Source organism: Providencia sp. PROV267 (assembly GCF_028477825.1).
Lineage (GTDB): Bacteria > Pseudomonadota > Gammaproteobacteria > Enterobacterales > Enterobacteriaceae > Providencia > Providencia stuartii.
Window position 1 is genome coordinate 1 of sequence record NZ_JAMPLX010000029.1, and the last position, 26,186, is coordinate 26,186.

Genomic DNA, 26,186 nt, shown 5'->3' on the forward strand with positions numbered 1-26,186 from the left:
TTTGAGCAGAACTTACGCTATGCTGGACAATATTTTGACAATGAAACCGGATTGCATTTTAATACGTTCAGATTCTACGACCCACAGATAGGCCGTTTTATCATGCCCGACCCAATTGGGTTGCTGGGTGGGATGAATCTGTATCAGTATGCGCCGAATCCATTGGTATGGATTGACCCTTGGGGGTTAAGTGTTGTCCGTGATAATTACAATACTGCAAAAACTCTATCAGAACCGGAGGTGCTTAAACAACTTCAAAGCAAATACCCTTCAGCACAGTATGAAATATTAGAGCAACCGCGAGTCTATATAAATGGAGAGGTTGGACCAACCGGAAAAGCTTTGTATTCTAATCCTGACTTTATGGTTATAGATAGAAACTCAGGGAATATTATAGACTTAGTTGATGCTAAAAATGGAAACGCCCCATTTACAGCTAATCAAAAACTACTAAATGAAAAAGGTGGAACATTTAAAGGATCAAGCCGTAGTGCTGTTTTACCTAGAGGTAGTCAAGCAAAACAAATTAAACCTAATTCTTTACGTCAAATAAGGACATCATGCTAATGAAACCAGTTAGTCTATCAAGCAAAAAAGAACTTATGCTAAACGAATTAATTGAATTCATGAAGCATTATAATGCTAAATACAAAAAATCAAAATGTGAATTTGAGATTTTTGAGAATGAAGTCAGCAAAATATGTATGTTGAATTTTATTAATAGAGGGAGTCATTTAGCCTTAAGAACTTTTTTATACATTAGTATAGATGGCATAAATAAGGAGTTCAAAAAATTAGCAAAAAATACAGTTTGCCCTCCTTATATCTATGGAGGTGAAATTACTGAAATTTGTGAACATTTTGATATAAAAATCGGCAGAGAGTATACAGAACAGATCATAACATCTGATACCCGCATTAATGACATAATTACCGAATGGAAGAATGATTTTATTAAAATATGCATTCCATTTTTTGATAAATATAGTTCCCCCAGCGAATTAAATAAAGAAATCAATGATATTAATCAGTTAAAACTTCCTCCTTTAGCTTTAAGTACTAGTAACAGAATATTAAAAGGAAGCTTGTTATTAAAATTATCTTCTCAACCAAAATATTATGTAGAGCAAACAATGGCATTGTATAATGAAATCTCAATTAACAGTAAAAATAAAAAATTACTTGACGATTTTAATGTCATTAAAGAATATGTCGAGAATAGTATAAATAATTAACAATTCAAACATCAGATTCCAATTGACTGCATTTACTTAAAATTTAGATTGTCAGGTTTAGTATGTTAGGCATAATTAAACCTGACAGTCTAACCAGAGTGAGAAGAAGTAATTAATTATAAATAACGACATAGACTACTATAGAAGCTAGATAGTCTGAACGAGGTTTAAGCCATTATTTAAAATCTTAATTTTTCAGTATGTTGGATATTCAGTGATGACTTTTTCGACTTCAAACTGTAGGCAATAAAACCATCTAATAAATACTCATTTTTCGGTCGTGTATTCAATATAGAGATCATCACAATAGGTAATGCTCCCGTTCTATGAATGTACCGATGATTTTATCATGCATTTCAGGTGACTTTGAGTAACCTAACGTCTTACGGTTAAGCTGCTTTAAGAGATTTCTCAAGTTCAAATTCTCTCTTTCTATACGTTACGTTGTGTATAAAACTTACTTGCCACATGTTTTTGTTTGGGTAATATCTCATAAGCACTGAGCTTATCCGTGCACCAAAAAGCCACATTAAATCTAGACAGTAAAGCCAGTAACTGGCGAAGAGTTCTCTTGTTTCGACGACCAAACGTATGAGCAATAATCCGTTTTAGGCGAGGTTCCCAAGCATACCAGAGCCAGCGTTGTTGTTTCTTGTTAGCCATAAAAGACCACTGCTCATCAACCTCGCAAAGGAGTTCAATGTGCAAATTATCAAGGGGTAAAGAAGTTACCTGCTTCGGCGAGAGTTTTTTAAAGTACGAACTACCGCATTAATGCTAATATGAAGTGCCCTAGCAGTATCACGAATACCCGCATTATTCATCGTGGGGGTCGATAATTTTATCTTTAGCACCGGGTTGGCAGGCTCTATATTCATAATCATGTTGGAAGCTTCTGCAGCAATCTTGACAACGATAACGTTGATGTCCAGTGCTCCCTAATCCATGTTTTTTCACTGAGGAAGTTTGTTGACAAAATGGGCACCTTACATTGACTTTAGCCATGAATATTCTCCGGTAAATTACCCTATATTACAGGTTAATCACCGGATTGAATACATAACCCATTTTTCCACGTAGCTTTACTCAGCCGAAATTTATGAGAGCACAGATGATTGAAAATAAATCATTACAATGTTTAGATTTAATTTCTACATAGCTAAATAAATTAAAAATAAATGCGAAGATAAAATTATGGATAATATATATACTTTTAAAGCCTCCATTGTTAATTGCTATACCGAGAATGACGTTGTTGTTATTGGCGTAGGAGATGACCCTACAAGCCCACAAAATTATCTGATCTTATCAAGATTTGATGATGGGGAGGTTGATGATTCAATTGGCATTCAAACTAGTCTTTCAGAAAGAGAGTATTCTAATGCTATTGATAAAATCACATTAGAAAAAAATACCCTAAAAATTGAAATAAAAACTGACAAAATAAAGGATGTTAGGTTTTCAAATATTTTAGTGTATTTAAATGCTGATCACCTTAACTATAGTACATTGAAAGAATACATAGATACTATTTTCCATGATAGTTCTGCAACAGTAATTATTGAGTCTTTTTGAAGCAATAGAATGAGAGGTTTTACTTTGTAGTAAAACCCTCAAGTTTAATTTCCTCAAACAATGGCTGTACCACTACGATGCACTAGATCGGCGCATTCATTAAGTAGTCGAATCATGGGCGCACGGCACACTAAAACGACACGAAACCCATTTTGTGTGGCAAGGACTGCGGTTGCTGCAAAAGTAAGATATCAATACAGTTAAACACCAAACCTATTGCTATAAAGAACACTGTAGCTTTACATTTAATTTTTTTGTAGCAAAACCCTAAATGTAGCATATAATGCGTTGCGAATAGGGTCATACAAAGAAGAAATACATTACCATATACTCCCCTCTTGCATCGTAGTAATTACTAAATAAATTTAATAAGCATAAAACCCCAATTCTATCAAAAAATCCATTTTATTTGATAGATTCAATTAAATGAGTACACCGCTGAGTACAAAACCAATTTTCTAAAATTAAATAATTATAAATCAAGTGAATATATCATCAATTAAGGTTTAATGTGTAATTAAATCTCATCTATATTTATTTTTTCAGCCTCTGCATATATAAAAATAGCAGAAAAATAGCGGTCCAATCTACGGATTTTATTATAAATTTCACTTTTTGCAATGCTGATATCCTGTGTAAGAATTCGATTAAATTCTGCATATAACACCATAAATGGCTTTGAATATGCATTAAGATCTCTACCAACATACATCAAGTTACGAATAATTAGTACATCGCGGGGTGGTAATGAATTTAGAAAACCCCCAAATTTTTGACTTTCTTGGCTAATACCATCAGGAAACGGCATACTCGTAATATTACTAACTAGAGGCATTCCCTTTTTACTTCTTGCATTAATTACAAATTTAGATAGCCTAATAATTTCACGAATTGACGATGATATAGTCATAATAATACTATTCCTAGACAAGTAATTTATATATTTGATAAGAATAATACCAAATTTCACATCAAACCAAAGCGAATTTAAGATTTATTCACAATTAATTAAGACAGGTTAGACTCTCTACCTATTAAACTAAGAACCTGCATATGATCCGCCCATTTCTGCAACCACACCTTACATTCACTCTCATAACGGTATAAATCATACGCTCCTGCAATACCGCTGCGCGAATGCCCAAGTATCGCCTCACCCACTTCATTAGGGCAACCTAATTTAGCCAAGCCCGTACGCACTGTTCGACGTAAATCATGAGGAGACCAAGCAGGAATATCCAACATCTTGCCTTCTTTGCGTAAACGCCATGCGCATTCAGTCAAGTATTTTTGTTGAATAGGTAATTTTGTTACTTGAGATGGAAAAAGATATTTATCAGAATTCATCCGCATTGATTTCAAGTAGGTAATTGCTTAATGCGGCAATTGCACGTGGCGTTTAATTCCTGTCTTAGTTTCTTTCAAATGAATAGTACCTTTTTCAAGATTCACATCATCCCAAGCCATTGCGCACACTTCACCGGTTCGGCAGCCCGTCCAAAGCGTCAGACGGAAAACATTTTTCACAACATTGGTGTAAGCAGAACTAGGCAACCATGCTAAAAATTTCTTGAGTTCATTATCATCTAGATAACGAGTACCTTTATTACTGGTTAGTTTAAACTTAGCTTGCTGCAAGCTCGATTTCGCCAATAAAGCAGGGTTAGCGAAATTATCTTCGAAATACTCTAGACCGATTGCAAACTCATAGGCTGCCGACAGTTCACGCAATACATTACCTGCTTGAACCTTAGCGCCTCGTCCATCAATTTCACGCACAAGCTCAATCACATTTTTTCGGGTTACTTCATGAGCCATAAGCTCACCTAAAACACGAACAACATCGGCTTCAAGCATGCGACGAACTTCTATTTGCCCTTTCTTCTTTCTTGAGCCAGAAATAATTTTACCGTCTTTGCCTTTACGATCTTCGATATGATCAACTAAATAAAGCTCAACAAGTTCTTTTACTGTTAACTGTGTTTTTTGCGGCTGGAGTTGTTTTTGTTTTTTTATATTGTTTTTCTTCTTTTAGCTCAGTGACAGGGCATCGGCCTAATTGACGTAACTGTTTAAACTCTTGCAACTTAACGCTAGTCTCAATCAATGCTATTTGAGGAAAATTACCGACTTTTAGCTGTACAAGTTTACCTATAACTGGGCTACTATATCGGTAGAAAACGGTCTTACTGGCTGTTATGCCACAAAATATACGTAAACCAGAGCTTTCGCAGGATTCAGAACTATTTTTACACTTAAGTTTATCGCTGCGATACTGTGTTAAGAATGGTTTTACTGATGATTTTTGGCTCATAAGTGTTACCCTAATTAACGCTTATTATAAAAGTATTCAATGTGTTTAGACTAAAGTGCAGATTGGTGCATTTACAATGCTCATTGGGTTTTAGCCCCATAAACAACCTACATTTTAACCTACACTCAATCATGGGATTCTGTGACATTCTCTACAATAAAATGGAGTCTAATGAGACAGCCAACGGACACAGGATTAAATAAATTCAACAGATTAGACAAACAAGCTTATGACTGATAACCAAAATTTTGAATCCCACACACCAATGATGCAGCAGTATTTAAAACTAAAAGCACAACATCCTGACATATTGCTGTTCTATCGTATGGGGGATTTTTACGAGCTTTTCTTTGATGATGCCAAAAAAGCGTCTCAATTATTAGATATTTCGCTCACCAAACGAGGGCAAACGGCGGGTCAGCCTATTCCAATGGCGGGTGTACCACACCATGCGGCCGAAAACTATTTAGCAAAATTGGTGCAACTGGGTGAATCTGTCGCGATATGCGAACAAATTGGTGATCCCGCAACGAGTAAAGGTCCTGTTGAGCGTAAAGTCGTACGTATTGTTACACCGGGTACAATCACCGATGAAGCATTGCTGAATGAGCGGCAAGACAATCTATTGGCCTCAGTCTGGCAAGAGCCTCAAGGCTATGGCTTTGCAACCTTAGATATCACGTCGGGGCGCTTTATCATCAGTGAATTCGATGACGAAGAGTCTCTACAAGCAGAGCTACAACGTACTCGCCCTGCTGAATTACTCTATCCCGAAGACTTTGCGAGTATGGCGTTAATCGAAAACTGTAAAGGCCTGCGTCGTCGGCCTCTATGGGAATTCGAGCTAGAAACAGCAAAACAGCAGCTTGGCCTACAATTTGGCACAAAAGACTTAATTGGGTTTGGGGTCGAAAATGCCTCGAGAGCGCTACGCGCTGCTGGCTGCCTTCTCCAATACGTCAAAGATACTCAACGTACGGCATTACCTCATATCCGTAGCATCATCATGGAAAAACAAACAGATAACGTTATTTTGGATGCTGCAACACGTCGTAATCTTGAGATCACGCAAAACTTATCTGGTGGCACAGATAATACTTTAGCGTCTATTTTGGATTTATGCGTTACCCCGATGGGAAGCCGCATGCTCAAGCGTTGGCTTCATACCCCATTGCGCCATGTACAAACACTAACGAATCGCCAACAAGCTATCGCCGCCTTACAAGAGTGTGGTTTCGAGCTATTACAGCCATTACTACGTCAAATTGGTGATTTAGAGCGTGTACTTGCCCGTTTAGCTTTACGCTCTGCTCGCCCTCGCGATTTAGCACGTATGCGCCACGCTTTTGAACAGTACCAAGAGATTCATCAAATCCTCAACCAATCTAACAGCGAATATCTGCAAAACTTGCAAAAACGTATTAACCAGTTTGATGAGCTACAGGATTTACTGCAACGTGCGATTATTGATGCACCGCCTGTATTGGTGCGTGACGGTGGCGTTATCGCTCCGGGTTATAATAGCGAACTCGATGAATGGCGAGCACTTGCCGATGGAGCTACAGACTATCTTGATAGACTAGAAATTCGCGAAAAAGAGAAGCTGGGCATTGATACCCTTAAAGTGGGCTACAATGCGGTACACGGCTATTTTATTCAGGTCAGTCGCGGTCAGAGTCATTTAGTTCCTATTCATTATGTACGTCGTCAAACGCTGAAAAATGCGGAACGTTACATTATTCCTGAACTAAAAGAGTACGAAGACAAAGTCTTAACCTCAAAAAGTAAAGCGTTAGCTATCGAAAAAGCACTCTATGATGAGCTTTTCGATATGCTATTGCCACATTTGGCAGACTTGCAAATCAGTGCGGAGGCTCTTGCAGAGCTCGATGTGCTCAATAACTTAGCTGAGCGTGCTGAAACACTTGGCTATGCTTGCCCACAACTCACAGATAAACCAGGGATCCACATTACTGAAGGACGCCACCCTGTGGTCGAGCAAGTCCTGAGTGAACCATTTATTTCTAATCCGCTTTCACTTTCCCCACAACGTCGCCTACTTATCATTACAGGCCCTAATATGGGGGGTAAAAGTACCTATATGCGCCAAACTGCATTGATAACACTACTTGCCTATATTGGTAGTTTCGTACCTGCAACAAAAGCGGTCATTGGACCTGTTGATCGTATTTTTACCCGTGTTGGCGCATCCGATGACTTAGCCTCCGGGCGTTCAACCTTCATGGTTGAAATGACTGAAACGGCTAATATTTTACACAATGCAACAGAGCAAAGTTTAGTCCTAATGGATGAAATTGGTCGAGGCACTTCAACCTATGATGGTTTGTCACTTGCTTGGGCTTGTGCTGAAAACTTAGTTAACCGAATCAAGTCCATGACTTTATTTGCCACACATTACTTTGAATTAACAACCTTACCTGAAAAATTAGAAGGCGCGGTCAATATTCACCTTGATGCAATGGAGCACGGCGACACCATCGCCTTTATGCACAATGTTCAAGAAGGAGCAGCAAGTAAAAGTTATGGCCTTGCGGTAGCCTCTCTAGCAGGCGTCCCTAAAGATGTTATTAAGCGTGCCAAACAAAAGCTCAAAGAGTTAGAAATTATTTCAAATAATACCAACGCGAGCCATGTTGATAGCGCACAACTCAGCTTCTTAGTGCCAGAAGAGCCATCCCCTGTTCTTAGCGCTCTTGAAAGTATCGACCCTGATAAGTTAACGCCAAGGCAAGCGTTAGATTGGTTATATCGTTTAAAGGAAATGGATAAGTAGTATGCAAGACCACGCTGAACTTCTAGCGCCTATCAGGCAGTTTTTACGCTGTGAAACGCCTGATAGTTGGGTTAAAAAAGCCAGTGAACCAGAAAGCCTCCCTATACTCTTAAAAGATCATCTATTATGTGAGCTAAAGGCGGCGCAAAGTGCGATGTTTTTGATCCGTAAATATGCGGTTGATAAAGAGAGTGCGGCAACATTGCTTGCTTGGTTTAAGCCTTATGAAGACTTTGCCTACGATCGTATTGGTGATATTCATACGCTAAAGAATAAAAACCAAATATCAAAACAGATCTTGGCGAAAAAGCAGTCACCCTATAGCCAAGATTTAATTGATAAAATGGTACTCTTGATTAAAGAAGAGCTGCACCATTTTTATCAAGTGCTGGAAATTATGCATCAGCGAAATATTGCTTATGATGGTATAACGGCAAGTCGATACGCTAAAGGGCTATTCAGTCATATGAGTGGTCATGAACCACAAACATTGGTCGATAAACTGATTATTGGTGCTTATATTGAAGCTCGATCATGTGAACGTTTCGCGAAATTGGCTCCTTTTCTAGACGATGATTTGGCGAGCTTTTATGTCTCATTACTGCGCTCAGAAGCGAGACACTATCAAGATTACCTACAGTTAGCGCAATCAATCAGTAAAACAGATATTAGCGAGCGTGTTGAGATGTTCGGTCTCGTTGAAGCCGAACTTATCACCTCAGTAGACCACGATTTTAAATTTCATAGTGGCGTTCCTGTGTGACGGTAAGCTAAAGTCTATGATGAGAAACTCGACCATTTATTATCATTAACGAAAAAAGCCCTCAATCAAATATTGAGGGCTTTCGTTATGGTATTCACAAAGATATTTACATATTAAATAAGGCTTCTAAGGAAAGCTCCTCTCCTTGTAAAATATCTTTTAACCGCCTTAGCCCTTCCACTTGTATCTGGCGCACCCTTTCTCTTGTTAACCCAATTTCTCGGCCAACTTCTTCTAGTGTCTCAGCTTCATAGCCTAATAGCCCAAAACGCCGAGCAAGGACTTCTCGCTGCTTTGGATTCAATTCAAATAACCACTTCACAATATTCTCTTTTAAGTTGTTATCTTGAATTGTATGCTCTGGGCCTGATTCATTCTCATCAGAGAGAACTTCAAGTAAAGATTTCTCTGAATCGCCAGCAATAGGCGTATCGACCGATGTAATACGTTCATTTAAACGCAACATACGGCTGACATCTTCTACTGGTTTATCAAGCTGTTCAGCGATTTCCTCAGCGCTAGGCTCGTGGTCGAGTTTTTGCGCTAATTCGCGGGCAGTTCTAAGGTAAATATTGAGCTCTTTGACGATATGAATTGGGAGGCGGATGGTTCTAGTTTGATTCATGATGGCACGTTCAATCGTTTGACGGATCCACCATGTCGCATACGTTGAGAAGCGGAACCCCTTTTCAGGATCAAACTTTTCAACAGCGCGAATTAACCCTAGATTACCTTCCTCAATAAGATCTAATAATGCTAATCCCCGATTATTATAACGTCGAGAGATCTTAACAACTAACCGAAGATTACTTTCAATCATGCGCTGACGTGAAGCAACATCTCCACGTAGCGCTCTCCTCGCGTAGAAGACTTCTTCTTCGGCAGTTAGGAGCGGAGAGAATCCAATTTCACTGAGATAAATTTGAGTGGCATCCAGAACACGCTGATTCGTGTTCTGGAGTAAATCCATTTCATCATCTAGTTCAGTAACCAGATCCTCTTCTTTGAACTGACTCTCATCAAAAGCATCATCCATCATGCTATCGTCGAGGTCATTGTATAACTCGTTAGCTTTCAGCGAACTTTGGCTCATCAGTGACTCCTACCCTTGATAATGAGGGCAGAATGTCATTGCACTCTGCCCAGTTTATCGCTGCGGTAAGTAGCGCAGCGGGTTTACTGATTTTCCCTTGTAACGAATTTCAAAATGTAATCTAACCGAACTCGTTCCGGTACTACCCATCGTGGCTATTTTCTGACCCGCGGCAACATCCTGCTGGTCACGCACAAGTAACGTATCGTTATGTGCATAAGCACTCAAGTAGTCATCGTTATGTTTTATTATTATAAGATTTCCATATCCGCGTAGTGCATTTCCTGCATAAACCACTTTACCTGGAGCAGAAGCAAGTACAGGTTGACCTCGTGAACCGGCAATATCAATGCCTTTATTTCCACCTTGAGCATCAGAGAAACCTTCTATTGTTTTCCCTTCCGCTGGCCAACGCCATTTTATCGATGAGCTATTTGTACTGCTTGCTGTCGTCGTAGAGGCGGTAGAAGCTGCCGTCGTTGTTGTTGCCGTAGAAGTTTGCGTTGCAGGCTTCTTATTATTAGGCAACATCTTACCTGAATTTTGACCGCTTCCATTTGCAGGATACGCATTAGTTGTTCGAAGATCAACCGGTTGCTGATTACTATTTGATGAATTTGAGGCCAATTGCCCGTTTGAGTTCACATTTCCGTTACCAATATTGATCACTTGCCCAACATTTAGGCTATAAGGCTCTGCAATATTGTTTTTAGCTGCTAACTCACGGAAATCATTACCAGTTATATAAGCAATATAGAATAGTGTATCACCGCGTTGTACGGTGTAAGTACTGCCACTGTAGCTACCTTTAGGGATGCTACCATAGTCGCGGTTATAGATAATACGCCCTTGCCCATCCATATTGACTGGGGCAGAGGTACGAATAGATGATGAAGAATTCGAAGACAAATTAGGTCGAGAAGAAGGCATCGCTGTACTTGTACCACCAGTAGGTGCCGTTCTTTGAACAGTTTGTTGACTTGATTGACTCGTCTGACCGTCATTTACGCTAGAAATAGGCGCTGCTGTATGGTACGGAGTTGAACATCCAGCCAATAATGCCCCGCTAAATGAAAAGATCACCGCCCATCGAATTCTGCTTATTGGGCTAACAATTTTCATGCTTCTTCTCCCGTGAAGAAAAATCTGACATAGCAAATAAATTTGTGTCAGTAAAACATTAGAGCCTGTTAGCTCTCGTCACTAAAAGTATTTTGCTTATTAAAGCAGAAATATAAAATATTGAACAAGCCAAATATATCAAAAATATAACAATTTGAGATTATGACTTAATGGAAAATACAACATTCTTAACTTTAAGCTGTTAAAGTGCCCTATTTTACCAAATATGACTATAAGCAAAAATTACGCTAAGTCACCCGCTACTAGCGGAACAAAACGTACTTTTTCGACCACATTAGCATGATAATCATTCCCTCGGCGCGTAATTAGCTTCAGCGCTTGATCTTTATCCCCCACAGGCAGAACCAAACGCCCACCTTCTTTTAATTGCTGTAGTAACCGAGGCGGAATTTCACTGGGTGCCGCCGTCACGATAATTGCATCAAAAGGCCCTTTAGATTGCCAGCCTTCCCAGCCATCACCATGACGAGTGGAGATATTATGTAAATCAAGCTGCTTAAAACGACGTTTTGCCGTCCATTGCAAACTTTTTACCCTTTCAACAGAAAAAACATGTTTTGCAAGGTGCGCTAAAACAGCGGTTTGATAACCTGACCCTGTACCGATTTCTAATACATGATCTTCTGGCTTAATCGCCAGTAATGCAGTCATTTTTGCAACAATATAAGGTTGAGAGATAGTTTGCCCATAACCGATAGGTAATGGAATATTATCATAAGCCTTATGCGATAGGGCTTCGTCAACAAAGCGTTCACGAGGAACCTGTGACAAAGCATCTAACAGGCGCTCATCGTGAATTCCCTGTTGGCGTAGTTGTGCCAAAAGTTCTTTCATGAGGCCTGTTCTCATTTTACTTTCACTCCCGATTTTTCTAACCACTCTTCAACTAATGAATGTGCTTTATACGCTGTTAAGTCAACTTGTAATGGGGTAATTGAAACATAACCTTGTGATACGGCTTCAAAATCAGTACCCGGCCCAGCATCACGGATCTCCCCTACAGGCCCTAGCCAATACAACATATTACCTTTAGGATCTTCAAGGTTGTAGACTTCTGAAGCAGCATGACGGCTACCACAGCGAGTGACTTTGATCCCTTTAACATCCTCATAAGGGATATCAGGAACGTTAATGTTTAGTATGTTACCTGCCCGTAAAGGGTTTTTATGTAATAACGCGAGAATATCACAGGTTATTTTTGCAGCAGTTTCAAAATGGGTATCTCCATCCAATGATACCGCAATTGAAGGTAACCCTAAGTGCCTCCCTTCCATCGCCGCAGCAACTGTCCCTGAATAGATCACATCATCACCTAAATTAGGGCCACAGTTAATTCCTGACACAACAATATCCGGTCGTGGCCTAACGACTTTATTCACACCAATGTAAACACAATCTGTTGGCGTACCTTCTTGTACAGAAAAGTCACCATTAGCAAGAGTTTGGATCCTTAAAGGCCTATCTAACGTTAATGCGTTCGATGCCCCACTACGGTTGCGATCAGGCGCAATCACTTGCACCTGATAATATTGACGTAAAGCGGCCGCCAATGTCTGGATCCCCGGTGCAGTCACACCATCGTCGTTACTCAATAATATCTTTAACATCGGCACTATCCTGATTAATGATTTCTCGCACCACGCTTGTTGCAAAGCTTCCTGAATTAAGGAAAAAATTGAGTTTTAATGTAGTCTGGTCAATCCATTGCCATTGAAAATTTTGCGGTTTCACAATCATCGCTCTTCGTGTCGATGAGACGCGTTCGTTTTTCATCAGTGTCATCAAAGAGTGATAGCTTTCTAAGCTGTTGGTTTCAAAAACCAGTGCATCCTCTTGCGTACCTAATTCGCCATCACCGGGCAAAGGCGCAGTGATACTCAATTCGCCAGAAGCAACACGCGCTTGCAAGGTAGGCAACTCTTCTGCCGTTGCAACAAACCAACTTCCACGCCCTGTTAGTTGTAGCGCATCACCAAGTAATACTTGGTTTATGGTTTGGTTTTCAATCCGTTCACTTGCAACATGGTTAAACATAGCACTACGTGCGGCAGATAAATAGAAACTACGCTTATTACGTTCACGAACCGTAATTTCTTGGTTCGCCCAACGTAATGCTTGGGTTAAGTTTTGCCCATCACGGCCAAACCTTTGTTCCCCAAAATAATTCGGAATGCCTTGTTCTGCAACTTTCTGTAAACGAGCCTCAACATCCTCAGGTACTGAAATATCCCGGATCGTCAATTCAAACTGGTTGCCTTTCAATGTTCCAATACGTAACTTGCGTTTTTGTCTCGTTGTCGCGATGACTCTACAACCATCAAGCTGCCATAATGAAAAATCAGGCGTTTCTTTACCTGGCATTTGTAAACAAAACCACTGTTCAGTCACTGCATTACGGTCTTTTAAACCCGCATAGCTCACTGAACGAGCTGAAATTTTTGCAAATTTAGCTAACTGTTCAGCCACAAATAATGTGTTGCAACCTGTTTTTTCAATGCGAACCATAACATGTTCGCCTTCGCCGTCCAGTTCGAAGCCAAGATCTTCTTTGACAATAAAATCTTCTGGCTGACTTTTTAGCTTACCTGTTGAGAGAGGTTTACCATGCAGGTACTGTACATTCATGAGTTTCATTACCATTATCTTTCACTAACAGCACTACCGCCGCACATGCAATGCCCTCTTTACGCCCAACAAACCCCAATTGCTCGGTTGTTGTTGCTTTGACATTAATATCATCCATGTGACATTCAAGATCTTCAGCAATATTGACGCGCATTTGCGGGATATGTGGCAACATTTTTGGTGCTTGAGCCATAATAGTGACATCAATATTTCCAATGCTGTAGCCTTTTTCTCGAACATGGCAGTAAGCTTTTTTTAGCAATATGCGGCTATCTGCACCTTTGTATGCAGGGTCGGTATCAGGGAAGAGCTTACCAATATCACCAAGTGCTGCTGCACCTAAAATAGCATCTGTTACTGCGTGTAATACCACATCACCGTCAGAGTGTGCCAATAAACCGTGTTCATAAGGGATACGGACACCACCAATAATGATAGGACCATCACCGCCGAACTTATGCACATCAAAACCGTGCCCAATTCTCATTATTTATTCCTTTTATTTCATTCTAGAAAGATAAAATTCCGCCAGTGCCAGATCTTCTGGTCGAGTCACTTTCAGGTTATCAGAACGTCCTGAAACTAATACAGGTTGATAGCCGCAATATTCAAGTGCAGAGGCTTCATCTGTGATAACCGCATTCTCTTTCAAAGCTTTACTTAAGCAATCTCGCAATAACAACAAAGGGAAAAATTGTGGGGTCAATGCATGCCATAAGGCTTCCCGCTCCACTGTATGATCGATGAGATCAGAAGCTTTTCGGCTCCGTTTCATAGTATCCCTGACCGGAGCTGCCAAGATCCCTCCACAACAATTTTTTGTTGATAATTGAATAATTTTATTTAAATCGTCTTGATGCAAACAGGGGCGTGCCGCATCGTGCACTAATACCCACTTATTATGCATATTGCCGTCTTGGGCTAAAAAGTCTAACCCTGCTAATACCGAATCTGCTCGCTCTTTGCCACCTTCAACTGTCGTCACGCGTGAATCTTGCGCAATATCAAGCTTAGCAAAATAGTCGTCATCAGGACTCAACGCGATAACAACACTGGCAACATGAGGATTCAATAGCAATGCATTAATTGTATGCTCAATGATAGTTTTCCCTGCAACCTGCAAGTACTGTTTTGGGCAATCGGCCTTCATACGACTACCAATACCTGCCGCGGGAATTATCGCAACCACTTGCGAATCTACCCCAATTATTGAGTTATTCATTATGTTGGATCTTACATTGAAATTAATGACCGATAGATATAACAGATTATAAAAGAGTTTATAACTTATTAATTTTTAGATTCTTTTTGGTTATTACTCTCTTTTACCATTCTATAAAATGATTCACCAGGTTTGATCATTCCAAGCTCAGTACGGGCACGCTCTTCAATAGCATCTTGACCATCGTTCAAGTCATTAATTTCAGCAAATAGCTGCTCATTACGCACTTTTAAGCGAGAATTGATAATTTCTTGTGCCGCAACATCGTCTTTGACTCGGACGTAATCGTGAATGCCATTTTTCCCTAACCATAGAGAATATTGTGTCCAAGCCAATACGGCGATTAATAGAAGCGTTAATTTGCCCATTTTGCCCCCTGAAATGATTAGCTAATCATCCCATAACTGAGCTCATGACGCTACTATGAAGAAAGTAATGTCATAAAAGTAAGTAAAAATTACCGGTTAAATGGCTAAATTTCACTCAAATTAATGTTAACAATATGTCCTTTGTTTAATTTCTCATCCAGAATCAAATCTTATCTCTATGCCTATCATCAAACTATTACCTAACTGAGTAAAATTCACCAACGAAAACACGAGCCTTCATGCAAAATATTTTGCACTTATGTAACGCCACTATAGAAGACCAAGACTAACCCAAGTGGGTCTTATGTTCAGGAAAGCTAAGGGGAAATGACAGATGAACGCGAAGAGATGTTACTGAAAATCGCATCTATCCAGCAACATCATCTCATGAAGAATAGTTTAAATCTTAATCACTTGTTGATGAGTTAACAGATGAATAATCCTTGTCACCGAGTCGTTGATAGGCTGTAAACCATCAAGCCGTAACTCGGGTTTTAGCGGCTCTTGGTAAGGAGAATCGATCCCCGTAAACTGTTTAATTTTTCCTGCTCTGGCCTGTTTATAAAGCCCTTTAGGATCGCGCTGTTCACACACTTCTACGGGGGTTGCTACGTAAAGCTCAAAAAATTGATTTTCTTCAAATAGGTCACGAACACGCGCTCTATCTGCCTGATAAGGCGATATAAAAGCCGTTGCGACGATTAGGCCAGCATCGACCATCAATTTAGCTACTTCACCAATCCGGCGGATATTTTCTTGTCTATCCGCCTCGCTAAACCCTAAATCACCACATAAACCATGACGTACATTATCACCATCAAGCAGATAGGTTTTTATTCCCATCGCGGCTAAAGCTTGCTCAGTCGCTCCCGCTAATGTCGATTTACCTGATCCTGATAACCCTGTAAACCACAATACCGCGCCTTTATGCCCATTTGCCACTTCTCTAGCTTGCCGAGTGACGGGATGATCGTGCCAAACAATATGATTATCCGTTAGCGCCATCATGTTTATTTTCCACCGAGTAAATCACGCGCTCCCCAATGAGGGAAATGGCGTCGAATCAATTTATTGAGTTCAATTTCAAACTCGCTAAAGTTATCTTTTTGCTCAATAAACTGTCCGGTAACCTCACGTACTAAGCCGGCTCCCGCAGTAACATTCGTGAGCCTATCAATTAGGATCATGCCACCTGTATCAGCATTGTGTTGATAGTTATCTAATAATAGTGGCTCATCAAAAGAGAACTCCACCAGCCCAATACCATTAAGCGGCAGTTCAGTAGCGACCTTTTGTGTTAAGTTATTAACATCGACTTGATAGTGAATATTTTCAACTTTGGCGCGACTTCTTTTGCCCGCGATTTTGATATCCAACTGTTGCCCTTGAACAAGTGGCTGCTCCGACATCCAAACCACATCAATCAAGGCATGATGAGTGCTCTGCAACGTATCGTTTTCTGCAACAATTAAATCTCCACGGCTAATATCAATCTCATCTTCTAACACTAATGTGATTGCTTCCCCCGGAACAGCAAACTGCAAAGCACCATCGAATGTAATGATATCTTTAACTTTAGAGACTTGACCCGATGGTAATGCTTTAACAGATTGACCGATACTCACAATCCCTGAAGATAAGGTTCCACTATAGCCTCTAAAGTCCAAGTTTGGCCGATTCACATATTGGATCGGGAAGCGTAATGCCTGCTCTGAGGCTTTTTGCTGGACTTGAACATTTTCTAAAATGTGTAGTAGTGTTTCACCTTGATACCATGGAATATTTTGGCTTTTGTTAACAATATTATCGCCATCAAGAGCAGAAATCGGTACAAACCAAACATTCAGATCAACAGGTAATTCGGTAGCAAATTTTTGGTAGTCTTGCTTAATTTTTTCGAATACAGCTTCACTGTAATCCACTAAATCCATCTTATTAACTGCTACAATTAAGTGACGGATACCCAGCAGTGTACTAATAAAGCTGTGACGTCGAGTTTGCTCTTGAACTCCTTTTCGAGCATCGATCAACAAAATAGACAGTGAGCAAGTTGAGGCGCCTGTCGCCATGTTACGCGTATATTGTTCATGGCCCGGCGTATCCGCAATAATAAATTTGCGCTTTTGGGTCGAAAAATAGCGGTAAGCGACATCAATCGTAATACCTTGTTCACGCTCCGCAGCAAGGCCATCCACCAGCAATGCTAAATCTAATTTTTCTCCTTGTGTGCCTATACGCTTACTGTCATTTTGCAACACAGAAAGTTGATCTTCATAAATTTGTCGAGTGTCATGTAATAAGCGACCAATCAGGGTACTTTTACCATCATCAACATTGCCACAGGTTAGAAAGCGTAATAGCCCTTTGTGTTGCTGTGCTAATAAGTAGCCTTCAACTCCACCTTGTTGCTTAATTTGTTCCGCAATAATTTCGTTGTATGCTAAATCTGCCATAACGTTTCCCCTTAAAAATACCCTTGACGCTTCTTTTGCTCCATTGATGCAGCTTGGTCACTATCGATTAACCGACCTTGACGTTCACTCGTCGTGGATATCAGCATCTCTTCGATAATTTCAGGTAAGGTCTCTGCCTGTGATTCAACAGCCCCCGTTAATGGCCAGCACCCTAGCGTCCGAAAACGCACTTTTCGCTTCGCAATCACTTCACCCGCTTTTAAATCTATACGGTCATCATCTACCATCAATAGTGTGCCATCCCGCTCTAATACAGGGCGCTCTTTTGCAAAATAGAGAGGCACAATATCGATATTTTCTAAGTAGATATACTGCCAAATATCCAGTTCTGTCCAGTTGGATAGTGGGAAGACGCGAATGCTCTCGCCTTTATTAATTTGCCCATTATAGTTATGCCATAATTCAGGGCGTTGGTTTTTAGGATCCCAACGGTGTGAACGGTCTCTGAAAGAGTATATTCTCTCTTTTGCGCGTGATTTTTCTTCATCACGCCTTGCCCCCCCAAATGCTGCATCGAAACCATATTTATCCAGCGCTTGTTTTAAACCTTCCGTTTTCATAATGTCTGTATGCTTTGCGCTACCATGTATAAAGGGATTGATACCAAGCGCCTCCCCTTCTGGATTCCGGTAAACTAGGAGTTCGAAACCATAGTTTTTCGCCGTTTTATCACGAAATTCATACATTTCACGAAATTTCCACCCTGTATCCACATGTAATAATGGAAATGGCAATTTACCTGGATAAAAAGCCTTACGCGCTAAATGCAACATAACGGATGAATCTTTGCCTATTGAATAAAGCATCACTGGATTTGCAAATTCAGCAGCCACTTCACGTAAAATATGAATACTTTCAGCTTCCAACTGCTGCAAATGGGTCAATCGTTTTTCATTCATGATGGCCTCCTTCTATTAAGCCAATTCCAGCACGGCTGAACGCCATCTGTTTTCCACGACTTGATGACCAAACCAAGCTAACTGTTGATGTAATGCGACGACTTCACCAATCACTAATAAAGCAGGCGAAGGCGCTTTTTGCGCAAGTGCTTCTAATTCATGCAACTGACCACTAAGCACTTGCTGGTTACTGCGTGTACCACAACCGATGACTGCCACAGGGGTTTCTGGGGAGCGCCCAAAATAAATCAATTGTTTACTAATGCTATCCGCCTTTACCGTTCCCATATAAATGGCTAAGGTTTGATGACCTCTAGCCAAAGCTGGCCAATCTAATTCATTCCCATCATTCTTACAGTGCCCTGTGATAAACGTGACACTTTGAGAATGTTCACGGTGCGTCAAAGGGATCCCCGCATACGCTGTCGCACCAATCGCTGCTGTAATACCGGGAACCACTTGAAAAGGAATACCTGCGGCGGCAGCCACTTCAAGCTCCTCGCCACCTCGACCAAAAATAAAGGGGTCACCACCTTTTAAACGTACGACTTTTTTCCCCTGTTTCGCTAGTTTGACAATTAACGAATTGGTCTCTTCTTGGGGAACTGAATGACGATGAGCTCGCTTTCCAACACAAATTTTGTCTGCATCACGCCGTGCTAAATCAAGCACTTCCTCACTAACAAGGTTGTCGTATAAAACAACATCTGCATTTTGCAAAACTTGCAGACCTTTTAATGTTAATAGCCCTGCGTCTCCGGGGCCTGCGCCAACAAGGGTCAGCTCCCCGCTAGTATCTTGCTCATACAGTTGTTTCTCTAACTGCTGCTCTGCTTGTGAAAGTTGGCCTTTTTCAACCAATGAGGCAAAGTGACCATTAAAACTTTTTTCCCAAAAACGTTTGCGCTCACGCATGCTGGTAATAGACTCTTTCACCTTTTCGCGCCAGCGCCCTGCTATCTCAGCCATCTGGCCTAGTGAATGTGGTAGCATCCCTTCCAGTTTTTCGCGTAATAAACGAGCAAGTACGGGAGCCGTTCCCCCCGATGAAATAGCAACAACGACAGGGTCTCTATCGATGATTGAAGGCACAATGAAAGAGCATAGCGGCTTTTCATCAACCACATTTACAAAGGTGTGTTGAGACTCCGCATCATGAAAAACTTTCTCATTCAATGAGGGGTTATCAGTTGCAGCGATCACCAAATATGCCTTCTCAATATGTGCAGAGTGATACTCACCTTTAATCCACTCAAATGCATTTTGCTCATAAAGGCGCTGTAAGAGTGGGTTTAATGTCGGAGAAATGACGACAAGCGCGGCATTAGCTTTAAGCAATAGCTCTGCTTTGCGTGCTGCAACATCGCCGCCGCCAACTAGCACAGCTTTGCGGGATCGAAGATCCACAAATAACGGTAAATATTCCATCTTGCTCTTCCGGTGTTATATCACTTTTTTATGACAACCATTTAAATTGACTATATGGCGTGCAAGTTGGGTTATGAAATGCCAAAAATTCATTAGATGTAACGCAAAGGAATAAGTCAGCCTAATGAGTTATGAAGAAGAAATACTCATAATGGCATCAAAGCAAAACGCGATTTCACGACTAAGATAAGTATTGATCGCTTCTTTTCTACAGATGCCTTGAAAAAAATGAGTTAGACTAAGCACATAAATAGAAAATAAATATAAATGACTAAGCCTTTATAAGTATTTAGCTAATTAAGACAAAACATTATGATAAAAACGGATAAAAAGAAACTCACCATTAATGATATTGCAAAGCTATGTGGCGTAGGTAAATCAACAGTTTCAAGGGTGATTAATCAAGACCCAATGGTTAATGAAGAGACTCGGCAAAAAGTTAATCAAATAATTGAAAAATACCAATTTACTCCCTCAAAATCTGCCCGTGCAATGCGAGGCTATTCAAACCGCTCTTTCGGCATCATCATGACGCGTTTAGATTCTTACGCTGAAAACCAAGCAGTCAGTTCCATGCTACCTATTTTCTATCAAAATAATATCGACCCTATTATTTTAGAGAGTCAATTTAAACCGGAAAAAGTTGAGGAACATTTAAAAATGCTTGCTCGCCAAAAGGTTGATGGGATTGTCTTTTTTGCTTTTTCAGGCATTGATATCAATAAGCTCTCCAATTGGAAACAAAAAATGGTTGTTATTGCGCGACCATTAGAAGGTTTTGTCTCTATTTGTCACGATGATGAAAGTGCGGTTAAAAACCTTATGCACTATTTTCATAAACAAAAAAATTACCAACAAATAAGTTATATCGGGATCAATGTTCACGATGAAACAACGGGCCTACTTCGTTACCAATCTTATCTACACTATTGTCAGCAGCAAGGTTTAACCCCTCACGCACAATTAGGTGAACTTAATTACCAAAGTGGCTATATGCTTGCTAAAGAGATCTTAACCACATCACCACAAGCCATACTGTGCGCAACAGACTCATTAGCATTTGGTGTACAAAAATACTTATCCGAACAAAACATGAATCATATCGATGTGGCCTGTATTGGGCGAAATGATTTATTGGCCTTTTTATTTCCTCAAACCAAATTCTACCGTTTAGGCTTTAGAGAGAGTGGGAAAGAGGCTGCTAATATATTGATTAAAATGGCAAAAGAAGATGTTCCGCCACAAAAAATCATTATCTCCAGTGATAAATTAAATTAATAACTTAAGAAAATAATTATTATTACTTGTGATCATCGTCTAGTTATGGGAACGTTCCCGTTCAAATAATGCAAATAAGGATATATATTAAAAAAAACATAACTACGATGAGAAAATAAATATGCCTAGTGCCAAAGATTTAAAGGCCATTGAAGAGCTTATTGCACTGATTGGCGGTAAAAATAATATTATTAGTGTTTCTCACTGCTTAACAAGGCTGCGCTTTGTTCTTAATGACCCTAATATCGCAGAAATAGATAAAATAAAACAAATCCCTTTTGTTAAGGGGTGTTTTAATAATGCCGGACAGTTCCAAGTTATTATTGGTGTCGATGTTGACCACTATTATCAAATTCTTTCAAAGCATCTTGAGTTAGAAACAAAAAGTAAAGATGAAGTAAAGTCTGACGCCAAAAAAAATATGAGTTTTTGGCAAAGGCTTATCGCAAATTTGGCAGAAATATTCGTACCACTATTACCTATTTTAATTTGTGGTGGTTTACTTTTAGGTTTGCGTAACGTTATTGGTGAGATGCCTGTATCGGATAATAAACCTTTAACCTATTTTTATCCTTGGTTAAAGCCTATTTATGATTTCCTATGGTTACCTTGCGAAGCAATATTCCACTTTTTACCTGTTAGCATCTGCTGGTCTGCAACTAAAAAGATGGGGGGTACCCCAGCCCTAGGTTTAGTATTAGGGATCACTTTAGTTTCTCCTCAGCTAATGAATGCCTATAATTTAGGCTCACAAATCCCTGATGTTTGGAACTTTGGGCTGTTTACAATTGAGAAAGTCGGTTATCAGGCGCAAGTCATCCCTTCTATCTTAGCAGGTTTATTCCTCGGCTGGTTTGAGACCCGTTTACGCCGTTACATTCCCGATTATTTAAAATTGGTTATTGTTCCAATCGTCACATTGATTATCTCAGTCTTCGTCGCACACGTTATTTTAGGCCCTATTGGCAGAAGCATTGGCAATGGTATTGCCGAAGTCATCAAGCTATTAATGCTAGGTGACTTTGCGCCTATTGGCTCAGCTATCTTCGGTTTTTTCTACTCGCCAATGGTGATCACAGGGTTACATCACACAACCTTAGCGATCGACTTACAGATGACTCAAAGTTACGGCGGCACCCCTATTTGGCCTATTATCGCATTATCAAATATTGCCCAAGCTTCAGCGGTTGTCGGTATCATTATTGTTAGCCGTAAAGCAAATGAACATGAAATTACTATCCCAGCCGCTATTTCAGCCTATTTAGGTGTAACAGAGCCGGCTATGTATGGTGTTAACCTAAAATATGGCTTCCCTATGCTATGTGCGATGGTTGGTGCTTCACTCGCAGGACTGATTTGTGGTTTAAACCATGTTCTATCTAATGGTATTGGTGTGGGTGGTTTACCTGGCATTTTATCGATACAACCAACTTATTGGTTAGTTTACCTGTTCGCTATGGTCGTCGCCGTTGTCGTTCCCATTGCATTAACCGTTATCGCCTATCGCTATAAAGAAAGAAAAGGCACGCTACAAGCTAATTAATATATCATCAAATTTAAGGTTTATTATGAATTACTTATACATTGCTTTTACAGATATCAGCGTGTCTGTTGAGTACAATAATAATAAATATGATTACACCTTTGACACCGTAAATAGTACTTATCATGACTGGTTAAATATCGCTAAGAAAATAAATAGCGACTTTCAATTGATTGACGGTGGCGTTATACAATGGCCAGTCGATGACGATGGAAAAAAATCTTATGTGATAAAAACACAAGATAATAAAACTATTGATGTCGCAAATTTATTTACAGAATCTCTTAATAAGCCATTTATTATTGAAAATATCAGGGAAGTAAATCAACAGGACAGCTTAGAGAGGAAATTCATTCATCGGGAAAAAGAACTTACTTGGTCAATTGAGTATTCCGGTTTAACATCAGGGAAAGATGAATATTGCCAAGAGTCACTATTAACGGTGGCAAATGGGTATATTGGCCTGCGCGGTACATTACCGGAGATGACAGCGAGTCATGATTATTACCCTGCAACTTATATTGCAGGCCTATATAATCAAGCAACCTCTCAAGTCAACGATCACCAAGTGGTCAACGAAGACTTTGTTAATGCACCGAATGGCCAGTTTATTTCGCTTAAAATCGGAGATGGCGACTACATTCATCCAAATAATGTAACCACACTTGCTCTAACCCGCCATTTAGATTTTAAAACCGGTGTCCTATCTTCTGACTGGCTTATTGAAACAACAGACGGGAAACAACTGAATATTCGCTGTTTCAAGTTTGCCAATATGGCAAATATGTCTCATTACTGCCTACATTACCAATTTATTCCGTTAAATTTTTCTGGCGAAATGACCCTTCTCACTCGCTTAGAAGGGAACACTTGTAATGCAGGAGTAGAACGATATCGTAGCCTAAATCAAAACCATTACAGTGTGTTAGAAGGTGGTGCAAAGCAACAAAATGCTTATCTGTTAGCTCAAACTCATCAATCAAAAATAGGGATTGGCTTAGCATCCTCTCTTTGTGGTGATTTCTTTTCACCACAAGACATTATTTGCCATTTTTCTGACTCAGTTGTTGAGCAAAGTATCACATTCAATGCTCAGAAAAATACCCCCTATACTGTTGAAAAAAGTGTCGCGCTAACCACATCTACGGCTTACCCCGATAATTGGCAAGATGTTACGAAGTGGGAACTTCCCGCTTGGCAAACCCAGTTAGCAGAAACAAAACAAGCATGGCAAACTTTATGGGATGAAGCTGATATTGCAGTATCAGGGGATTTAATGACGCAAAAATTATTACGTCTACATACCTACCATTTACTTTCATCAGCGTCACCGTTTAGTAACGAAAAAAATAAACTTGATGTTTCCGTCACCGCACGAGGGCTACACGGAGAAGCTTATCGAGGGCATATTTTTTGGGATGAAATTTTCATTTTCCCATTTTATATCATGCACTTCCCTAATACCGCTCGCCAACTTTTACTCTATCGTTATCGCCGATTAGAAACTGCCCGACTCGCAGCGAAGGCCGCCGGTTTCCAAGGCGCTATGTTCCCATGGCAGTCAGGTCACGATGGTACAGAGCAAACTCAAGTTCTGCATTTAAATCCATTATCTGGTCAGTGGGATCCTGACCACAGTTGTCGCCAACGCCATGTTTCATTAGCCATCGCTTACAACGTGTGGCTATATTGGCGTAATACCCTTGATAACCCATTTATGGAAGAGTATGGCTTAGAGCTGCTCAATGACATCACGTTATTTTGGCTTAGCCTATGTCAGTGGGATGAGCAAGACCAACGTTTTCATATCAGTGGCGTCATGGGCCCCGATGAATTTCATGAAAAATATGCCGATGCTCAAGAAGGCGGCCTAAAAGATAATGCCTATACCAATTTAATGGTGGCGTGGCTTTTCAATGAGATGACGACGCTGTATCGCGATAAACGTTTTACTGACAAATTATCTGAATTTGGTTTTTCTGCAAATACGCTCGACAAGCTCTGCCAAATTAAAACGCAGCTCGCTGTCACGCTAAATCAAGATGACGTTATTGAACAATTTGCAGGCTACTTTGCGTTAGATGATCTCGACTGGGAAAGCTATCGCCAGAAGTATGGCAATATTTACCGAATGGATCGGATCCTACGTAAAGAAAATAAATCAGCAGATGATTTCAAAGTCGCTAAACAAGCCGACACACTCATGTTGTTTAATAACTTAGATAAAACAACTGTGAAATCTTTAATTGAATCTCTGGGCTACTCATTATCTGAAAGCTTTGCGGAGAAAAATCTACATTATTACCTTGAACGCACCTCTCATGGCTCAACCTTATCGCGCATTGTTCATGCTTATTTAGCCGAACAAATACAGCTCCATGACCTATCGTGGCAACTCTATCAGGATGCCTTGTACTCAGATTACAACGATATCCAAGGTGGAACGACGGCTGAAGGCATACATACCGGAGTGATGGCAGCGACTTTAAATACTACGATCATGGCTTACGCTGGTGTCGATATTCGACAAGATATTCTTAATATCGCGCCTTCGTTACCTAAACAGTGGCAAGGGCTGAGTTTTAAATTAAGACACCAATGTGTTTTGTTCCACATCAGGGTAACTCATAACAATATTACGGTGATGAGTGATAAAGCATGCACAATATCAATCAATAACCACCTCTATAGCCTTGTTCCTAATACACCTTTTTCCTTAAATTCTAATGAGGGTAACGCTAATGGTTAAAGGACTCATATTTGATCTTGATGGTGTTATTGTTGATACCGCCGGTTACCATTATTTAGCTTGGAAAAAGCTGGCTAGCGAAATCGGAATTGAAATTGATGAACAATTCAACCAATCCTTAAAAGGAATCAGCCGAGTAGAGTCATTAGATAAAATTTTACGCCATGGTAATAAGCAAAATTCATTTTCTATTGAAGAGAAAAATATGCTCTCTGAAAGGAAAAATGAATATTATCTAAAGTTACTTGATAACATTAGCCCAAAAGATATTTTACCCGGCGTATTAGATTTAATTAAGCAGGCTAACCAATACAATATACCTTGTGTTATTGCCTCTGCATCCCAAAATGCGCCAACTATATTGAAAAAATTGGCTATAGAGCACTATTTTCAATCTATTGTTGATCCTAAGTCATTAAAACAAGGTAAACCCGATCCTGAAATCTTTTTAAAAGCAGCGCAGCTCATTGATGTGCCTGCTCAGTATTGTGTTGGTTTTGAAGATTCAATGGCAGGAATACAAGCCCTTAAAAAAGCGAGGATTTATGCTATTGGTATTATCGCTGAAGGCCCACTGCCTGAAGCTGATCGTGAAGTGCACTCATTAACTGAAATAGACATACATACACTAATCAAATAATAAATTATCGGATGGAAACTCTGTTTTCCATCCAGATATAAAC

General features: G+C 40.0%; 23 protein-coding genes and 2 pseudogenes. 9 read left to right on the forward strand and 16 right to left on the reverse strand.

Annotated elements, in window-relative coordinates:
* The coding region (locus tag PR709_RS18300; RefSeq protein ID WP_272571093.1) for an RHS repeat-associated core domain-containing protein at positions 1–567 on the forward strand (567 nt) is incomplete at its 5' end.
* Positions 567–1,235, forward strand: coding sequence for a hypothetical protein (locus tag PR709_RS18305; RefSeq protein WP_042116786.1), 669 nt, complete (start codon positions 567–569; stop codon positions 1,233–1,235). The genes PR709_RS18300 and PR709_RS18305, both read left to right, overlap by 1 nt.
* 301 nt (positions 1,236–1,536) lie before the next feature.
* On the opposite strand, the pseudogene PR709_RS18310 reads toward PR709_RS18305, so the two are convergent.
* Positions 1,537–2,240, reverse strand: a pseudogene (locus tag PR709_RS18310) (IS1 family transposase).
* A 189-nt stretch (positions 2,241–2,429) separates the two neighbouring features.
* Here PR709_RS18310 and PR709_RS18315 point away from each other — a divergent pair.
* Positions 2,430–2,810, forward strand: a complete 381-nt coding sequence (locus PR709_RS18315) for a hypothetical protein (RefSeq protein WP_053110406.1) — start codon at positions 2,430–2,432, stop codon at positions 2,808–2,810.
* Positions 2,811–3,327: 517 nt separating this feature from the next.
* Here the strand turns inward: PR709_RS18315 and PR709_RS18320 are convergent.
* From PR709_RS18320 to PR709_RS18330, 3 genes and pseudogenes are all read right to left on the reverse strand, one after another.
* Positions 3,328–3,720 (reverse strand): hypothetical protein, encoded by a 393-nt coding sequence (locus tag PR709_RS18320; protein WP_272526440.1) that lies wholly within the window; start codon positions 3,718–3,720, stop codon positions 3,328–3,330.
* 98 nt (positions 3,721–3,818) lie between these two features.
* Positions 3,819–4,667 (reverse strand): annotated as a pseudogene (locus tag PR709_RS18325) (tyrosine-type recombinase/integrase).
* 97 nt (positions 4,668–4,764) lie between these two features.
* Complete coding sequence (locus PR709_RS18330; protein WP_272571094.1) at positions 4,765–5,124, reverse strand: hypothetical protein; 360 nt, start codon at positions 5,122–5,124, stop codon at positions 4,765–4,767.
* 229 nt (positions 5,125–5,353) lie between these two features.
* On the opposite strand from PR709_RS18330, the gene mutS reads away from it, so the two are divergent.
* Positions 5,354–7,918 (forward strand): DNA mismatch repair protein MutS, encoded by a 2,565-nt coding sequence (mutS, locus tag PR709_RS18335; RefSeq protein ID WP_014656628.1) that lies wholly within the window; start codon positions 5,354–5,356, stop codon positions 7,916–7,918.
* 1 nt (position 7,919) lies between these two features.
* Positions 7,920–8,681, forward strand: a complete 762-nt coding sequence (miaE, locus tag PR709_RS18340; protein ID WP_004922898.1) for a tRNA isopentenyl-2-thiomethyl-A-37 hydroxylase MiaE — start codon at positions 7,920–7,922, stop codon at positions 8,679–8,681.
* A 106-nt stretch (positions 8,682–8,787) separates the two neighbouring features.
* Here the strand turns inward: miaE and rpoS are convergent, their stop codons facing one another.
* The 12 genes from rpoS to cysG form a co-directional block, all read right to left on the reverse strand.
* Positions 8,788–9,774: an RNA polymerase sigma factor RpoS gene (rpoS, locus tag PR709_RS18345; RefSeq protein ID WP_004922901.1), complete on the reverse strand. Its 987-nt coding sequence runs from the start codon at positions 9,772–9,774 to the stop codon at positions 8,788–8,790.
* Positions 9,775–9,828: 54 nt separating this feature from the next.
* Positions 9,829–10,896 carry a murein hydrolase activator NlpD gene (gene nlpD, locus PR709_RS18350; RefSeq protein WP_014656629.1) on the reverse strand — a complete coding sequence of 356 codons (1,068 nt, stop codon included), beginning with the start codon at positions 10,894–10,896 and terminating at the stop codon, positions 9,829–9,831.
* Between the two features lie 243 nt (positions 10,897–11,139).
* Entirely contained in the window at positions 11,140–11,766 is a 627-nt protein-coding gene (locus PR709_RS18355; protein WP_004922905.1) for a protein-L-isoaspartate(D-aspartate) O-methyltransferase, read from the reverse strand.
* Positions 11,763–12,524, reverse strand: coding sequence for a 5'/3'-nucleotidase SurE (gene surE, locus PR709_RS18360; protein ID WP_004922907.1), 762 nt, complete (start codon positions 12,522–12,524; stop codon positions 11,763–11,765). The genes PR709_RS18355 and surE overlap by 4 nt, the downstream gene beginning before the upstream one ends.
* Positions 12,502–13,551, reverse strand: coding sequence for a tRNA pseudouridine(13) synthase TruD (gene truD, locus PR709_RS18365; protein ID WP_060560574.1), 1,050 nt, complete (start codon positions 13,549–13,551; stop codon positions 12,502–12,504). Before truD ends, surE begins: the two co-directional genes overlap by 23 nt.
* Positions 13,517–14,029, reverse strand: a complete 513-nt coding sequence (ispF, locus tag PR709_RS18370) for a 2-C-methyl-D-erythritol 2,4-cyclodiphosphate synthase (protein WP_004922911.1) — start codon at positions 14,027–14,029, stop codon at positions 13,517–13,519. The genes truD and ispF overlap by 35 nt, the downstream gene beginning before the upstream one ends.
* Before the next feature lie 12 nt (positions 14,030–14,041).
* On the reverse strand, positions 14,042–14,764 hold the full coding sequence (gene ispD / locus PR709_RS18375; RefSeq protein ID WP_014656631.1) for a 2-C-methyl-D-erythritol 4-phosphate cytidylyltransferase: 723 nt from the start codon (positions 14,762–14,764) through the stop codon (positions 14,042–14,044).
* Positions 14,765–14,832: 68 nt separating this feature from the next.
* The gene (gene ftsB / locus PR709_RS18380) at positions 14,833–15,132 is read right to left on the reverse strand and encodes a cell division protein FtsB (protein ID WP_004922916.1); all 300 of its coding nucleotides are present in this window, start codon (positions 15,130–15,132) and stop codon (positions 14,833–14,835) included.
* Positions 15,133–15,531: 399 nt separating this feature from the next.
* Positions 15,532–16,137, reverse strand: coding sequence for an adenylyl-sulfate kinase (gene cysC / locus PR709_RS18385; protein WP_036943996.1), 606 nt, complete (start codon positions 16,135–16,137; stop codon positions 15,532–15,534).
* A gap of 5 nt (positions 16,138–16,142) precedes the next feature.
* Positions 16,143–17,585, reverse strand: a complete 1,443-nt coding sequence (cysN, locus tag PR709_RS18390; protein ID WP_040132390.1) for a sulfate adenylyltransferase subunit CysN — start codon at positions 17,583–17,585, stop codon at positions 16,143–16,145.
* An 11-nt stretch (positions 17,586–17,596) separates the two neighbouring features.
* Positions 17,597–18,505 (reverse strand): sulfate adenylyltransferase subunit CysD, encoded by a 909-nt coding sequence (gene cysD, locus PR709_RS18395; RefSeq protein ID WP_004922922.1) that lies wholly within the window; start codon positions 18,503–18,505, stop codon positions 17,597–17,599.
* A 15-nt stretch (positions 18,506–18,520) separates the two neighbouring features.
* Positions 18,521–19,933, reverse strand: a complete 1,413-nt coding sequence (cysG, locus tag PR709_RS18400) for a siroheme synthase CysG (protein ID WP_004922925.1) — start codon at positions 19,931–19,933, stop codon at positions 18,521–18,523.
* Positions 19,934–20,245: 312 nt separating this feature from the next.
* On the opposite strand from cysG, the gene treR reads away from it, so the two are divergent.
* The 4 genes from treR (at position 20,246) to pgmB (ending at position 26,143) form a co-directional block, all read left to right on the forward strand.
* Positions 20,246–21,211, forward strand: coding sequence for a trehalose operon repressor TreR (treR, locus tag PR709_RS18405; protein WP_004922927.1), 966 nt, complete (start codon positions 20,246–20,248; stop codon positions 21,209–21,211).
* Between the two features lie 121 nt (positions 21,212–21,332).
* The gene (treB, locus tag PR709_RS18410) at positions 21,333–22,754 is read left to right on the forward strand and encodes a PTS trehalose transporter subunit IIBC (protein WP_004922928.1); all 1,422 of its coding nucleotides are present in this window, start codon (positions 21,333–21,335) and stop codon (positions 22,752–22,754) included.
* Positions 22,755–22,779: 25 nt separating this feature from the next.
* Positions 22,780–25,503 carry a glycoside hydrolase family 65 protein gene (locus tag PR709_RS18415; RefSeq protein WP_141173649.1) on the forward strand — a complete coding sequence of 908 codons (2,724 nt, stop codon included), beginning with the start codon at positions 22,780–22,782 and terminating at the stop codon, positions 25,501–25,503.
* Entirely contained in the window at positions 25,496–26,143 is a 648-nt protein-coding gene (gene pgmB, locus PR709_RS18420) for a beta-phosphoglucomutase (protein WP_004922933.1), read from the forward strand. Before PR709_RS18415 ends, pgmB begins: the two co-directional genes overlap by 8 nt.
* The last annotated feature ends 43 nt before the right edge of the window (positions 26,144–26,186 follow it).

What these genes read in the sequence shown, in the direction of transcription:
- PR709_RS18305 (WP_042116786.1), top strand. Translation starts at nt 567, where the DNA reads ATGAAACCAGTTAGTCTATCAAGCAAAAAAGAACTTATGCTAAACGAA.
- PR709_RS18315 (WP_053110406.1), top strand. Translation starts at nt 2,430, where the DNA reads ATGGATAATATATATACTTTTAAAGCCTCCATTGTTAATTGCTATACC.
- PR709_RS18320 (WP_272526440.1), bottom strand. Translation starts at nt 3,720, where the DNA reads ATGACTATATCATCGTCAATTCGTGAAATTATTAGGCTATCTAAATTT.
- PR709_RS18330 (WP_272571094.1), bottom strand. Translation starts at nt 5,124, where the DNA reads ATGAGCCAAAAATCATCAGTAAAACCATTCTTAACACAGTATCGCAGC.
- mutS (WP_014656628.1), top strand. Translation starts at nt 5,354, where the DNA reads ATGACTGATAACCAAAATTTTGAATCCCACACACCAATGATGCAGCAG.
- miaE (WP_004922898.1), top strand. Translation starts at nt 7,920, where the DNA reads ATGCAAGACCACGCTGAACTTCTAGCGCCTATCAGGCAGTTTTTACGC.
- rpoS (WP_004922901.1), bottom strand. Translation starts at nt 9,774, where the DNA reads ATGAGCCAAAGTTCGCTGAAAGCTAACGAGTTATACAATGACCTCGAC.
- nlpD (WP_014656629.1), bottom strand. Translation starts at nt 10,896, where the DNA reads ATGAAAATTGTTAGCCCAATAAGCAGAATTCGATGGGCGGTGATCTTT.
- PR709_RS18355 (WP_004922905.1), bottom strand. Translation starts at nt 11,766, where the DNA reads ATGAGAACAGGCCTCATGAAAGAACTTTTGGCACAACTACGCCAACAG.
- surE (WP_004922907.1), bottom strand. Translation starts at nt 12,524, where the DNA reads ATGTTAAAGATATTATTGAGTAACGACGATGGTGTGACTGCACCGGGG.
- truD (WP_060560574.1), bottom strand. Translation starts at nt 13,551, where the DNA reads ATGAAACTCATGAATGTACAGTACCTGCATGGTAAACCTCTCTCAACA.
- ispF (WP_004922911.1), bottom strand. Translation starts at nt 14,029, where the DNA reads ATGAGAATTGGGCACGGTTTTGATGTGCATAAGTTCGGCGGTGATGGT.
- ispD (WP_014656631.1), bottom strand. Translation starts at nt 14,764, where the DNA reads ATGAATAACTCAATAATTGGGGTAGATTCGCAAGTGGTTGCGATAATT.
- ftsB (WP_004922916.1), bottom strand. Translation starts at nt 15,132, where the DNA reads ATGGGCAAATTAACGCTTCTATTAATCGCCGTATTGGCTTGGACACAA.
- cysC (WP_036943996.1), bottom strand. Translation starts at nt 16,137, where the DNA reads ATGGCGCTAACGGATAATCATATTGTTTGGCACGATCATCCCGTCACT.
- cysN (WP_040132390.1), bottom strand. Translation starts at nt 17,585, where the DNA reads ATGGCAGATTTAGCATACAACGAAATTATTGCGGAACAAATTAAGCAA.
- cysD (WP_004922922.1), bottom strand. Translation starts at nt 18,505, where the DNA reads ATGAATGAAAAACGATTGACCCATTTGCAGCAGTTGGAAGCTGAAAGT.
- cysG (WP_004922925.1), bottom strand. Translation starts at nt 19,933, where the DNA reads ATGGAATATTTACCGTTATTTGTGGATCTTCGATCCCGCAAAGCTGTG.
- treR (WP_004922927.1), top strand. Translation starts at nt 20,246, where the DNA reads ATGATAAAAACGGATAAAAAGAAACTCACCATTAATGATATTGCAAAG.
- treB (WP_004922928.1), top strand. Translation starts at nt 21,333, where the DNA reads ATGCCTAGTGCCAAAGATTTAAAGGCCATTGAAGAGCTTATTGCACTG.
- PR709_RS18415 (WP_141173649.1), top strand. Translation starts at nt 22,780, where the DNA reads ATGAATTACTTATACATTGCTTTTACAGATATCAGCGTGTCTGTTGAG.
- pgmB (WP_004922933.1), top strand. Translation starts at nt 25,496, where the DNA reads ATGGTTAAAGGACTCATATTTGATCTTGATGGTGTTATTGTTGATACC.